The organism is Halobacterium yunchengense (assembly GCF_037031165.1).
In the GTDB taxonomy this organism is placed as follows: domain Archaea; phylum Halobacteriota; class Halobacteria; order Halobacteriales; family Halobacteriaceae; genus Halobacterium; species Halobacterium yunchengense.
Genome location: NZ_JAYEZL010000002.1, coordinates 487,034 through 499,759 on the forward strand (window position 1 = coordinate 487,034; position 12,726 = coordinate 499,759).

Sequence of the window (12,726 nt, forward strand, 5' to 3'; positions counted from 1 at the left end):
CTGGCACTGGACGCGACTCGTACTTACGCGCGTCGGAGTCCCGAGCGCAACACCCAACTGCCAGCGACGCCTCCGGTACGACAATGAGTGCGCTCGCAGCCGAGTTCGCCGACCACGCGCGGTTCGAGCGGGTAGACGACGCAGCCGACCGCGTCGAGGACGCGTTCGCGCCCACGAGCAACGACTGGGAGGCGTCGGTCCGCGTCGACGAGGCCGAAGTCGAGATCACGGTCGTGGTGCCGACGCTGGACGCCGCGACGAACGACGACGTCGCGGACGTCGTCGAGGACGGCTGGTTCGACACGTTCGAGCGCCGCGTCCACGACGCCGACGGGGTCACGCTCGCGGAGGACGTCGAGGTCGCAGCCGTCGAGCGCAACCGCGGCGACGTCACCGTCGAACTGGTGCTCACGCCGCGGACGGGGAAGGCCGCCGACGACGCGCTCGCGCTCGTCAACTACGTCGAGGGCACGTGGTTCGAGGGCGTCGTTCCGGGCTACGACTACGTCGAGAAGGTCCAGGGGATGCGCGAGCAGGCCGCGCAGAACGCCCAGCGCACCGACGGCACGCCGCTGTAGGACGGGCGACGGCCTACGGCCAGTCGTCGCGGACGGGCTCTTCTTCGGTCTCGTCGTCGTCCTGGTCGGCGGCGAGGTCCCAGTCGGCCTTCGCGGCGGCCTCCTCGAGGGGGAGGTACTCCCAGCCGACGTCCTCTGCGAGCTGGCGGTCCTCCTCGCTGGTGCCGACGAAGACGTGGCGCTCGGTGTCGAACTGGCGCTTGACGGACTCGAGGCTCTCCTCGCGGCCCTTCGGCCCGGAGAAGAAGTCCTGGCGGATGCGCCGCTTCCGGGTGAAGTTGGTGACGACGTACGTGGGTTCGTCGGAGACGACGCCGACGTACTCCGTCCACTGGCGTGCGCCGGCGAACGCGGTGCCGGGTTTCGCGAGCTCCTGGAGCGCGGACAGCTCGAACGCGAGGGTCATGTCCGTGCTCCCGCCGGATTGGCTCATGCGGGAGTCTCGGTGGCGGACGGGAAAAACGGCTTCGGTCGCGGTACGCGGGCGCTACTGCGCGATGGTGACGCGATAGTAGCCGGTGAACCGGACGAGTTCGCCCTCGTCGAAGGCGTCGGCGGCGTCCTCGGTGACGGTCGTGGCGCCGTCGTGGACCGCGTCGAGGAGGACCGCCTGTGCTCGGTCGTCGAGTTCGTCGTAGTCGCGGACTCGGCGGTCCGCGGTCGGTGTGGCTTCGGTCGCTTCGAGCAGTTGGTTCATCGGGTCACCGGCACTCGTGTGCCGTGCGAACGATTCGCACGAATCGGCATAAGACTAGTGGTAGACGCAATCCGGGCACCGGACGCCGTCGGGCGGCAGCGAGCGCGCCGCGAACCGCGGTGAGCGAGCGGCGGTACGGGCATGCGCGAGCGAGCGGCGGACAGGGGTGTGCGGGCCGGGAGGAGTGAGCGAGTGGGGAGGGGTGAGCGAGCCTGGAGAACGAGCCGGTGACGGAGCGGGGGGAGGCGCTTACTGCTCCTGGGGGATGGCGAGGTCCTCGAGGTCGAAGTTCTCCTCGAGGAGGACGTCCGTCTGGTCGGCGACGACGGCCTCGTCCTCGATGAGCTGCTTGTACTTCGACTGCGGCGCGAGGTTCCCGATGAGGACGCCGCCGATGAGCTTGCCGTCCTTGAACGTGAGGCGGCGCCACTCCGTGTCGCTGTACTTGCGCTCGCAGGCGTCGTCGCCCTTCGTCGGGAAGCCGAACGAGAGGAACGGGAAGTCGAAGTGCGTGATGGAGTACGAGGACACCCAGCGGAACGGCTCCACGTCGACGTCGTGGCCCGCGTCCGCGAGCATCACGCGGCCGGCGAGGTTCCCCTGCTGTTTCGCGGAGCCCCAGGAGCCGTTCTGGGCGCGCTCGTCGAGGATGGTGTCGTAGAACTGCGTGATGTCGCCCGCCGCGTAGACGTCGTCGACCTCCGTGCGCATGTACTCGTCGACGTGGACGCCGCCGTCGATGGTGACGTCCGTGTCCTGGAGGATCTCGACGTTGAAGTCGAGGCCGATGGCGACGCCAGCGAACTCCGCGTCGTGCCGGTCGCCGTTCCCGTCGACCGCGGCCTCGACGTGGCCGTCGTCGTCGACCTCGAAGTGGTCGACCCCGGACTCGAAGACGGGTTCGACGCCCTTCTCGCGGAGGCCCTCGTGGATGATCTCGGCGCCGTCCTCGCTGAGCGCGTACCGCCACCAGCGGTTCCCGCGCATCAGGTACTTCGCGTCGACGCCCTGGCCGCCGCAGATGGCGGCGAGGTCGATGCCGAGCAGTCCCGCGCCGACGACGACGCCCGTCTCGGCCTCCTCGGCGTGCTCGCGGATGCGCCGCGCGTCCTGGAACGTCCAGAAGTGGTGGACGCCCTCGGCGTCGGAGTGCTCGACGGGCAGCTGGTTCGGCGTGCCGCCCGCCGCGACGAGCAGCTTGTCGTAGCCGATCTCCTCGCCGTCGTGGGTGTGGACGGTGTGCGCGTCCGGGTCGACGTCGGTGACGAGCGTGTTCAGGCGGAGGTCGATGTCGCGGTCGTCGTACCAGTCCTCCTCGTGGATGCTGATGGGGGCTTCCGGGAGCTTCCCCTTCGCGAACTCCTTGATGAGAATCCGGTTGTAGAGGGCCTCCCCCTCGTCGGTGACGACGGTGACGTCCACGTCGGACGCCTCCTCGCGGATGGCCTCGGCAGCGGAACTACCCGCGATACCGTCACCGATTATCACGTAGGACTCGCTCATGCTCGAAGTGAGGCATTCGGGGTTAAAGTGGATTGCTATCTTTCCGAGTTCGCGTGTGGGTTGTTCCACAGCGACAGGGTTCGAGGCGGGCGAACGGTCCGTTCTCGGCCCGATCCGGGAGCCGGGAGCGCGTCGGGTCGGCGGTGTCCCGGGGTCACGCGAGTAGCGCCGTCCTGGCCGGCCGTAGCACCCGTCTAACCGGTTCGTTGGGGGTCGACTACTGGGTGTCGTTTCCACGCCTGTCCCACGAGTAACCGTGGGTGGAAATACCAGTAAGTCGGCGTTAGAAGCGCTCCCCCCCGAAAACTCGGCTGAACTATCGGCGGCCTTTATCTGCAATCCCGTCGATGATTCGCCTGTTCCGGGCCGTCCGGAACTGACACACGATGTACGAGCAAACACCGTTCCAGCAGCCACAGCTATCGAGCGGAATCGAGTCCGGACAGCAGTTCGCCCAGCCCCAGTTCGGGAGCCAACAGCGGCTCGCGGGCGCCCAGCAGCAGCCCCAGGGCGGCCAGCAGCCGCAGTTCGCGAGCCAGCAGCAGCCACAGGGCGGCCAGCAGCCGCAGTTCGCGAGCCAGCAGCAGCCCCAGGGCGGCCAGCAGCTGCGGGGCAGCCAGCAGCCGCAGGCCATCGGCCAGCAGCCGCAGTACGCGGCCCAGCAGCAGCCCCAGGGCGGCCAGCAGCCGCAGTACGCGGCCCAGCAGCAGCCCCAGGGCAGCCAGCAGCTGCAGGGTAGCCAGCAGCCGCAGTTCGCGAGCCAACAGCAGCCACAGGGCGGCCAGCAGCCCCAGTTCGTCGGCGCGCAGCCGGCCGTGACCCAGCAGTCGAACCCGACCCAGCAGTCGAACCCGACCCAGCAGTCGAACCCGACCCAGCAGAACCCGATCCAGCAGGCCGCCCACGCGTCCCAGCCGTGGACGCAGGCGGCACAGCAGCCCCAGATGCAGCCGGTCGGGCAGTTCCTGCCGGTCCAGCACACGCAGGGCCAGGTGGCGCCCCAGCAGGGCGCCGTCCCCCAGCAGGGCGCCGTCCCCCAGCAGGGCGTCGCGTCGACCGGCTTCGGTGTCCCGCAGTGGACGCCGATGTCGACCGGCGTCCAGCAGCAGCCCGGTCAGCTCTCCCAGCAGGCCCCCCAGCAGGTCCAGCAGTCACCACAGCAGTGGGGCTCCCAGCAGACGCGCGAGCAGGTCCGCCAGACCGTCGAGCTGGCCGACACGCCGGTGCTCGCGGAGGCGCTCGCGCGCCGCCTCGGCATCAGCAGCCAGCAGCTCACGCAGGCGATCCCGCAGCTCCGGGCCGCCCTCGAACAGCAGTTCGGCCAGCAGCACGGCGGCCACCAGCAGTCGACGTACGGCCAGCAGCAGCCGGTCGGCCAGCAGGCCGCCGAGCAGCCGGTCGGCCAGCAGCTCACCCAGATCCCCTACAGATGACGTGGTACCAGCCCTGGCAGGCCGCGAGGACGTACGCGGAACAGCCCGGTAGCGTCGCCGGCGTCTCCACGCAGGCCGACGCGTTCACCGGCCCGCAGGGGCCGACGACGCCCCAGTACGTCCCGACCGGCCAGCAGTCCACCGGCCAGCAGAGCGGACAGGCCGCGCAGGCGCAGGCCGAGTCCGGCGTCCGGCCACAGCAGCCGGCGAGCGTCCCGGCCGTGGACGTCATCGAGTCGCCGACGGAGCTCGTGGTGTACGTCGACGTCCCGGGCTTCGAGAAGGACGACCTGGAGATCCACGCGGACGCGAACCGCATCTACCTCTCCGGGGACCGGTCCGAGGACGCCGCGCTCAACCCCGACCAGGGCGAGCGCGCGCTCGTCGCGGAGCGACCGGTGCGCGTCGAGCGGACGATCCCGCTGTCGGTCACCATCGACCCCGAGCAGGTGACCGCCGACCACGACAACGGCGTCTGCGAGATCGTCGTGCCGAAGGACGAGCACGACCGGCGCCACGAGATCGGCTTCCAGTAGCCGCCCCGCGAGAGCGGGCCAGCTTCCGTCGCCGCCGCTTTTCTTCGCAGCCGTCGCTTTCTTTCGCAGCCGTCCCCTTCCGTCGCTGCCCTGGTTCCGCCGTTCGTCTATCTTCGTCACCCCTCGTCGTCGCCACGCGCGAGTGCGCGCCAGCGCCGCGTCCGCCAGCGGTCGGGACCCGTGCCCCTAGCGGTCGGGGTTCCGTGCCGCCCACGCTCGGGACCGTAGTGGCGAACTGCTGGTCGCGTGCCGGCGACGTCGTTCCCGACTGGCGACGCGTACCGACCGGTAGTGTGTGCTTTCCGACCGCGAGGCCGCGCGTCCCGCCGCCACTTGCCGCGATGCTGGCCGAGCCGAAACTGTCTTGGTAGCCGAGTGCTAACGACTGTCGAAGACCGGTCGCGTGTACCCGCGACCGCAGTTAGCACATGTCTACTGTCACATACCGCCTCGTCTCGGAACTCGCTCGGCCCGGCGAACAGTTCGACGTCCCCGAGGGGGCCCAGCCAGTCGTCGAACCGGCAGACCAGCACGGCTTCGTCCGCGTCACCTACCTCAAGCAGGTCACCCAGGTCCCCATCGAGGACGACGGCCCACTCGCGTACGTCGAGTAGCTGGGGCGTCTCTCCGCCGCGCTCGACCGCACCGTCCCTCCACCGACCGCACCGGCTCCCCGTGTCGCCGCGCGTCCGGGGCGGTCGTCGGCCGCGTCGGGACGTTCTTAACGCTGCCTGCCCAACGTGGGGGCATGAAACTCCGCCAGAACGTCCGCCACTTCGCGTCCCGGAAGGCGCTGGAGCTCCCCGGCGTGCGGTCGGTCGCGCGCAGGGGTCTCGTCGACCTCCACGTCAAGATCTTCTCGAAGAAGGCCGACGAGAGCCGCCGCGAGGAGCGCGAGGCCCACCTGGAGGACTTCTTCGACGCGACGATGGACATGTACCTCGCCGCGCTCCAGGAGGGGTACACGGAGGCGGAGGCCCGCGAGACGACGCACGTCGTCGCGAACTTCGACTTCTACAACCACGGCTGGGCGGAGATGATGGAGTTCCCGCCCGACGAGCTCTCCGACCACTACCGGCGGTACAAGTCCTTCTTCGACGCCCACGGCGTCAGCGTCGACGACCCGCTCGGCGAGTTCCGGCCCGTCGACGGCGTCGCGGACGCCCCGGCGACGCCCGAGCGCCTCGCGGAGGCCGACTTCGAGAACGCCGAGGGCGGGTACGCCGACGACGTCTACGTCGAGACCGAGGACGGCGACGTCCAGCGCGGCGACGTCGAGGAGCCCGACGACGTCGACCCGGCGAAGAGCCCCGGGACGTAGGGTGGACCACCCCGGAACGTAGCGGGGACGACGCTGTCCGCCCGGGAGGGCGCTGCCGCTCCTCTGCCGTCAGTCCGCGAGGGCGCTGCCGCTCGCCTCTCACTCCGCCGCGGCGCTACCGCTGACCGGCGATCCTGTCGGCGCACTCGTAGCCGGCGACGATGCCGCCGTTCAGCGAGCGCTCGGGGTACTGGGCGCGGGACGCCATGCCGGCGTAGTAGACGCCCTCGCCAACCTCGGCGTCGAGGTGGTAGGGAACCACCATGTCGAGGTAGCCGCGCTCGTAGACGGGCGCGGTGCGGGGGTTCCTGAACGTCTCGACCCAGTTCACCTGCGAGCGGTCGAAGTCCGGGAAGAGGTCGGCGATGCCGTCCAGCCAGCGGTCCTCGACCTCACCGTCGCTGGCCTGCCAGACGGGGTCGTCCGGGGACTGGATGTACTTCGGGACGTACAGGAGGTGTTCGCCGCCGTAGCGCTCCGGCCCCACGAAGTTCGTGTGCTCGATGAGCGCGCCGAACGGCGCGTCGTCGGCGATGTTCAGCCAGTACGTGTCCGTGAGGGGTTCGTCCATGCACACCAGCGAGCACACCGTCCCCTGGAAGTCGACGTCGCACTCGTAGCCCGTGAGGGACTCGAGGACGTCGGGCATCGCCGCGACCACGACGGCGTCGGCGTCGAACGTCTCCACCTGCGTGAAGCCGTCGCCGTCGGCGCCGCGCTCGACGGTCACCGACTGCAGTTCGCCGTCGGCGACTGCGACGTCGGTGACGCGCGTGTTCGTCTCGATGTTGTCGCGGCCGACCTCGTCGACGAGCGCGTCCAGCAGGCGGCCGAAGCCGCCGTCGAGGTAGCCCAGCGGCTCCCCGCGGAGGAGGTCGCGCTCGCCGCGGAACTTGATGCGGCCGAGCAGCCAGGCCGCCGAGACGTCGTGCATGCGCTCGCCGAACTTCGCCTCGAGCAGCGGCTCGAAGAACGTCTCGTAGACGTTCCGCGTCGTGTGCTCGACGCAGAACTCCTCGACGGGCACGTCCTCGAAGTCCTCGAGGTCCTCGTACGTGTCGAAGCTCGGGACGCTGCCGCGGACGTCGACGTCGAGCGTGAGCATCCCCAGCCGGAACTTGTCGTAGAGGCTCCAGTGCGGGAACGCCAGGATCTCCCAGGGCTTGTCCATCGGATAGACGGTGCCGTCGACGTAGTAGGCGTTCTTCCCGATGGGCCACCGGAGGTCCTCGCCGAGGCCGAGGTCCTCGATCAGTTCGACGACGGTCTCCTCGGACCCGGAGAGGTGGTGGTAGAACTGCTCGATGGGGTCGCCGGCGGTCTCCGCGGTCGCCGCGAGGCCGCCGACCTGGGAGGACGCCTCGAAGACGCGGACGTCCCGGCCGTGGGCCTGCAGGCGGCGTGCCGCGGCGAGGCCCGCGACGCCGCCGCCGACGATGGCGATCATACTCCCGACTCGGTCGGGCCCCCGGGTTAGCGTTACGGTCCCCGCCGGCCCGTCGACGCCGAGCGGTAGAGGAGTCCGCCGCGGCGGCGCAGTTCGGTGCGGTGGCGCAGTCCGCTACGCTTTTGCGCGCCCCCACGCTACGGGGCGACATGACTACGGTGCGCGCGCCGGCGACGAGCGCGAACCTCGGCAGCGGCTTCGACGTGTTCGGGGTGGCGCTCGACCGGCCAGCGGACGTGGTCCGCGTCGAGCGCGCCGCCGAGACGACCATCGAGGTGACGGGGACGGGGGCGTCGTTCATCCCCGAGGACCCCGCGGACAACACCGCTGGCGTCGTCGCGCGCGAGCTCGACGCGCCGGCGCACATCCGCATCGACAAGGGCGTGCGGCCGTCCTCGGGGCTGGGGTCGTCGGCGGCGAGCGCGGCGGGCGCGGCGGTGGCGCTCGCGGACCTCTACGACCTCGAGTACTCGCGCCGCGAGCTCGTGCGCGTCGCCGCCGAGGGGGAGGCGGCGGTCTCGGGGGACGCGCACGCGGACAACGTCGCGCCCGCGATCCTCGGGGGGTTCACGGTCGTCAGGGACGACGGCATCGAACACGTGGACGCGGACCTCGCGCTCGTCGTCTGCCTGCCGGACCTCGTCGTGTCGACCCGGGACGCCCGCGGCGTCGTCCCCGAGTCGGCCGCCATCGAGGACGTCGTGGACACCGTGGGGTCGGCGGCGACGCTCGCCATCGGCATGTGCCGCAGCGACCCCGTCCGCGTGGGCCGCGGCCTCGAGGAGCACCTCGTGACGCCGGCGCGCGCGGACCTCATCGAGGGCTACCACGACGCGTGCGAGGCCGCCAGGGAGGCCGGCGCGACCGGCGTCACCGTCAGCGGCGCCGGGCCGGCGGTGCTGGCGGTCTGCCGGGACCGCGACCAGCGCCGCGTCGCGAGCGCGCTCGTCGACGGCTTCGACGACGCCGACGTCGAGGCCACCGCGTACCGGTCGCGGGTCGGCGACGGCGCGCGCGTGCTCTAGCGGTCGAACCGTCGAGTAGCCGAAATCAGTTTCCCCGATCCGGGTACACCCCTCTCAGTCGGCTCCGTGTCCGTCTGCCGAAACCACCGGCAGTTACTTCTCCCGGAAAACACTTTTGACGATGGCGTCCGATCGTAGTATCCATGCCGACACATCGACGCGAGGTCCTCGCTGCACTGGGGACCGGCGCGGCGGCGGGGCTCGCCGGCTGTTCGACTGCACTCGGCGGCGCCGCCGACCGGCCGGAGGTCAGCGGCGAGACGCTCACGCTCACGACCACCACGAGCACGTACGACACGGGACTGCTCGACGCGCTGAACGCGCCCTTCCAGGAGATGTACGGCGTCACCGTCGACGCCGTCGCGCAGGGGACCGGCGCCGCCCTCGAGACCGCGGAGAACGGCGACTCCGACGTCGTCATGGTGCACGCGCGGTCCCTCGAGGACGAGTTCATGCACGAGGGGTACGGCGTCAACCGCCGCGACATCATGTTCAACGACTTCGTCGTCGTCGGGCCGGACGGCGACCCCGCCGGCGTCCAGGGGATGGAGTCCGCGGCCGAGGCGTTCGCCACCATCGCCGAGTCCGAGTCGACGTTCGTCTCCCGGGGCGACAACTCCGGGACGCACACCAAGGAGCTCGTCGTCTGGGAGGAGGCCGGCGTCGACCCCGGCGGCGACTGGTACCGCGAGGCCGGCGCCGGCATGGGCGACGTCCTCAACCAGGCGTCCGAGAGCGGCGCGTACACGCTCGCCGACCGCGGCACCTTCCTCTCGATGCAGGACGACATCGAGCTCTCCATCCTCGTCCAGGGCCCCATCGAGGGCGGCCCGGAGCTGCTCTCGAACCCCTACGGCATCCTCGCCGTCAACCCGGCCGTCCACGGGAACGTCAACTACGACCTCGCGATGGCGTACATCGGCTACGTCACCAGCCCCGACGGCCAGGAGGTCATCTCGGAGTACGAGGCGAACGGCCAGCAGCTGTTCTTCCCGCGGGCGCTCTCCGAGGACCCCGACTTCCAGCAGTACGTGCCCGAGGGCTGGAGCGCAGATTCGAACGAGTGATAATGGTCGCGGTCCAGGCCGGAGCCGTGACGCCCGTCGACGCACTCCTCGCGGTCGCGACCGCCGCCGGACCGCTGTTCGTGGAGTTCCCGTTCGCCCCGCGGTACGTCACCAGCACCATCTACGTCTCGCTGTACGTCAGCGTCACCGCGGTCCTGCTCAGCACGCTGTTCAGCGTGCCGCTCGCGATGCTCGTCGGGTTCGCGGAGTTCCGCGGGAAGCGCCTGCTCACGTCGGTCATCAACACGGGCATGGGGTTCCCGAGCGTCGTCGTCGGCCTGCTCGTGCTCATCACCGTCTCCAGCCAGGGGCCCCTCGGCGAGTTCGACCTCGTGTTCACGAAGGAGGCGATGATCATGTCGCAGTTCGTGCTCGCGACGCCCCCCATCACGGGCATCGCGCTCGCCGCGGTGACGAGCGTCCGCGGGGACGTCCGGGACGCCGCGTTCGCGCTCGGCGGCACGCGCGCGGACGTCGCGCTCACCGTCGTGAAGGAGGCGCGGTACGGCATCGCGACCGCCGTGCTCGCCGGGTTCGGCCGCGCCATCAGCGAGGTCGGGTCCGTGCTCATCGTCGGCGGCAACATCGCGGGCGCGAACGGCGTCTCGAAGACCCGGACCCTGACGACCGCCATCCGGCTGGAGGCCCGCCAGGGCCGCTACGAGCTCGCGCTCGTGCTCGGCGCCGTGCTGGTGGTGGTCGTGCTCGTGGTCAACGCCGTGGTCGTCCGCCTCGGCGACAGCAAGACCGCCGGAGGTGGGCTGCGGTGAGCCTCGAGGCGCGCGGCGTGACACACGCCTACGACGGCGGCGACACGCGCGTGTTCCGGGACGTCTCCCTGACCGCCGGCCAGGGCGACGTGGTCGCGGTCATCGGCCCGTCGGGCGTCGGGAAGACGACCCTCCTGCGGCTGCTCGGGCTGTTCACGGAGCCCGCGGACGGCGTCGTCCGCGTCGACGGCGAGGACGCGTGGGCCCTCGACGGGGAGGACCGCCTCGCGCTGCGGCGGCGCGTCGGCGTCGTCTTCCAGGAGGCGAGCCTCTTCGACGCGTCGGTCGCCCGCAACGTCGAGTACGGCCTCCGCGTGCGGCGGTCGTGGCGCGACCGCGTCCGCGACGCCGTCGCCGACCTCACCGGCGACCGCGAGCACCCGGACGCGGTGACCGACGCGCTCGACGTCGTCGGCCTCGCGGACTACGTGGACACGGACGCCGACTCGCTGTCCGGCGGCGAAGCCCAGCGCGTCGCGTTCGCTCGCGCGCTCGCGTACGACCCCCAGTACCTCCTCCTGGACGAGCCCACGTCGGACCTCGACCCGCGCAACACCGCGGTCATCGAGGACGCCGTCACCGCGGCCGCCGACCGCGGCATCGGCGTCGTCGTCGCGACCCACGACATGCACCAGGCCGAGCGCATCGCCGACCGCGTCGCCGTCCTCCTCGACGACAGCGTCATCGAGGAGGGCCCCGCCGACCGCGTGTTCTCCGCGCCCGAGGACGACCGCGCAAAGAAATTTATCGACGGCGAGCTAGTGTACTGACAGCGTGAGCGAGGACGCAGAGGCGGCCGAGGACGGCTTCGAACCCCACCTCGCGGTGGGCGACGTCGCCGTCGACGGCCGCGACGTCGAGATGCTGCGCGCCATCGACCGCCACGGCTCGATGCAGGCCGCGGCGGACGCGCTCGGCCGCTCGTACCCCCACCTCCAGCGGCGCGTCGTCGAACTGGAGGACGCCGCCGGCCGCCTCACGGAGCGCGTGCGCGGCGGCAGCGGCGGCGGCGGCACCGAACTCACCGAGCGCGCGACGCGGCTCGTCCGCCAGTTCGAGCGCCTCCGGGTGGAACTGGGCGGCGTCGCGGCGGTCGCCGAGTCCGTGATTCCGGGCACCGTCGTCGACCGGGACGGCGAGCTCGCGACCGTGGAGACGCCGGCCGGCGACCTCACCGCGCGCGTCCCCGGCGACGACATCGGCGTGCCGGTCGACGTGCTCGTCCGGTCGGACGCCGTCGTCGTGATGACCAGCGACGTCGACGCCGACGGCGCGCGGACGAGCCTGCGGAACCGCCTCGCCGGCACCGTCGCGGCCGTCGACGCCGGCGAGACCGTCGCGGACGTCGCCGTCTCGGTCGCCGAGGACGTCGACGTGCAGGCCGTCGTCACCGCGGAGAGCCGCGACCGCCTCGGCCTCGAGGTCGGCCGCGACGTCGTCGTCGCGTTCAAGTCGACGGCCGCACGCGGCGTCACGCCCTCGCTGTAGGGTCCTCGGCCGCCGAGGGCTGCGTCCGCCGGCTACCGGGCGACCGCCCAGAACCGCACGTCCTGTGGCACCCGCCACAGCACCGCGGGCAGGTCGGCGTCCCCGGGGTCGCCGTTCTCGACGGCGTGGCGCTGGTGCTCGACCACGCGCACCACGTCGAAGCCGGCGTCCTCGAGGGCGTTGTGGAGGTCGGCGACCGGCCGGTCGAACGCCACCATGTTCGCGTCGTAGTCCTCGTCGATGGTGATCTCTCGGGGCCCCGTGTCGAAGTAGTCGCCCTCAACCACGCCGGTCTCGTTGTCGAGCGCCTCGTACAGCGGGTGGGGGACGCCGAGGACGAACACGCCGCCGTCGACGAGGACCCGGCGCGCCTCGGCGAGCGCGGCGTCGAGGTCCGGCACCATCTGGAACGCCGCCACCGAGGACGCCAGTTCGAAGCGGTCGTCGGGCAGCGGGAGGTCGGTGGCGTCGCCCTGGAGGAACTGCGCGTCCACCCCGTAGAAGTCCCGGAGCTTCCGCGCGTGCCGCAGCTGTTCGCCGGAGAGGTCCACGCCGACGACCGGGTCGGCGCCGAGGCGCGCCGTCCCCACGCTGCCCTGGCCGCCGCCGCAGCCGAGTTCGACGTACGCCCGCCCGTCGACGCCCTCGAGGACGCCGTCGGGCCGGCCGCCCGGCGCGTCCGGCGCCAACGGCGACGGCGCCGGCGGCAGCTCGCCCTCGGCGGTGTTCGCGTTCCAGATGGCCTGGAAGTCGTCGCTCCACTCGTCCCAGAGCCGCCGGTTCTCGCGTCGGTGCGCTGTCATACTCGGAGTCGCGGGCCGGCCGGCATCAGCGTTTCCCCAGTGTGCGAGAGCATCGCGT

Annotated in this window: 15 protein-coding genes; 10 read left to right on the plus strand and 5 right to left on the minus strand. The window is 71.3% G+C overall.

The annotated features are described in order from the left end of the window. The first annotated feature begins 83 nt into the window (after window positions 1–83). Window positions 84–578 carry a DUF5813 family protein gene (locus U5911_RS07740; protein ID WP_336036397.1) on the plus strand — a complete coding sequence of 165 codons (495 nt, stop codon included), beginning with the start codon at window positions 84–86 and terminating at the stop codon, window positions 576–578. 13 nt (window positions 579–591) lie between these two features. Here U5911_RS07740 and U5911_RS07745 read toward each other — a convergent pair whose 3' ends face one another. The 3 genes from U5911_RS07745 to U5911_RS07755 form a co-directional block, all read right to left on the minus strand. Then, window positions 592–1,011 (minus strand): DUF7124 domain-containing protein, encoded by a 420-nt coding sequence (locus tag U5911_RS07745; protein WP_336036398.1) that lies wholly within the window; start codon window positions 1,009–1,011, stop codon window positions 592–594. Window positions 1,012–1,065: 54 nt separating this feature from the next. Continuing rightward, on the minus strand, window positions 1,066–1,275 hold the full coding sequence (locus U5911_RS07750) for a DUF7979 domain-containing protein (RefSeq protein ID WP_336036399.1): 210 nt from the start codon (window positions 1,273–1,275) through the stop codon (window positions 1,066–1,068). Window positions 1,276–1,524: 249 nt separating this feature from the next. Continuing rightward, a complete protein-coding gene (locus U5911_RS07755; protein ID WP_336036400.1) occupies window positions 1,525–2,778 on the minus strand; it encodes an NAD(P)/FAD-dependent oxidoreductase in 1,254 nt (417 codons plus the stop codon). Window positions 2,779–3,164: 386 nt separating this feature from the next. Here U5911_RS07755 and U5911_RS07760 point away from each other — a divergent pair, with 386 nt between their 5' ends. From U5911_RS07760 to U5911_RS07775, 4 genes are all read left to right on the plus strand, one after another. Then, window positions 3,165–4,211: a hypothetical protein gene (locus U5911_RS07760; protein WP_336036401.1), complete on the plus strand. Its 1,047-nt coding sequence runs from the start codon at window positions 3,165–3,167 to the stop codon at window positions 4,209–4,211. Next, entirely contained in the window at window positions 4,208–4,747 is a 540-nt protein-coding gene (locus tag U5911_RS07765) for an Hsp20/alpha crystallin family protein (RefSeq protein WP_336036402.1), read from the plus strand. The genes U5911_RS07760 and U5911_RS07765 overlap by 4 nt, the downstream gene beginning before the upstream one ends. 428 nt (window positions 4,748–5,175) lie before the next feature. Then, window positions 5,176–5,361, plus strand: a complete 186-nt coding sequence (locus U5911_RS07770; protein ID WP_336036403.1) for a hypothetical protein — start codon at window positions 5,176–5,178, stop codon at window positions 5,359–5,361. Between the two features lie 134 nt (window positions 5,362–5,495). Next, window positions 5,496–6,068 (plus strand): DUF6149 family protein, encoded by a 573-nt coding sequence (locus U5911_RS07775; protein ID WP_336036404.1) that lies wholly within the window; start codon window positions 5,496–5,498, stop codon window positions 6,066–6,068. Window positions 6,069–6,183: 115 nt separating this feature from the next. On the opposite strand, the gene U5911_RS07780 is transcribed toward U5911_RS07775, so the two are convergent. Then, complete coding sequence (locus tag U5911_RS07780) at window positions 6,184–7,515, minus strand: NAD(P)/FAD-dependent oxidoreductase (RefSeq protein WP_336036405.1); 1,332 nt, start codon at window positions 7,513–7,515, stop codon at window positions 6,184–6,186. A 149-nt stretch (window positions 7,516–7,664) separates the two neighbouring features. On the opposite strand from U5911_RS07780, the gene U5911_RS07785 reads away from it, so the two are divergent. From U5911_RS07785 to U5911_RS07805, 5 genes are all read left to right on the plus strand, one after another. Further along, on the plus strand, window positions 7,665–8,540 hold the full coding sequence (locus U5911_RS07785; protein ID WP_336036407.1) for a homoserine kinase: 876 nt from the start codon (window positions 7,665–7,667) through the stop codon (window positions 8,538–8,540). Window positions 8,541–8,683: 143 nt separating this feature from the next. Beyond that, the gene (locus tag U5911_RS07790; RefSeq protein WP_336036408.1) at window positions 8,684–9,607 is read left to right on the plus strand and encodes an ABC transporter substrate-binding protein; all 924 of its coding nucleotides are present in this window, start codon (window positions 8,684–8,686) and stop codon (window positions 9,605–9,607) included. Between the two features lie 2 nt (window positions 9,608–9,609). Further along, window positions 9,610–10,377, plus strand: a complete 768-nt coding sequence (locus tag U5911_RS07795) for an ABC transporter permease (protein WP_336036410.1) — start codon at window positions 9,610–9,612, stop codon at window positions 10,375–10,377. Continuing rightward, window positions 10,374–11,147 (plus strand): amino acid ABC transporter ATP-binding protein, encoded by a 774-nt coding sequence (locus tag U5911_RS07800; RefSeq protein WP_336036411.1) that lies wholly within the window; start codon window positions 10,374–10,376, stop codon window positions 11,145–11,147. The genes U5911_RS07795 and U5911_RS07800 overlap by 4 nt, the downstream gene beginning before the upstream one ends. A 4-nt stretch (window positions 11,148–11,151) precedes the next feature. Beyond that, entirely contained in the window at window positions 11,152–11,865 is a 714-nt protein-coding gene (locus tag U5911_RS07805) for a TOBE domain-containing protein (protein ID WP_336036412.1), read from the plus strand. Window positions 11,866–11,897: 32 nt separating this feature from the next. Here U5911_RS07805 and U5911_RS07810 read toward each other — a convergent pair whose 3' ends face one another. Further along, complete coding sequence (locus U5911_RS07810; protein WP_336036413.1) at window positions 11,898–12,668, minus strand: class I SAM-dependent methyltransferase; 771 nt, start codon at window positions 12,666–12,668, stop codon at window positions 11,898–11,900. Between the last annotated feature and the right edge of the window lie 58 nt (window positions 12,669–12,726).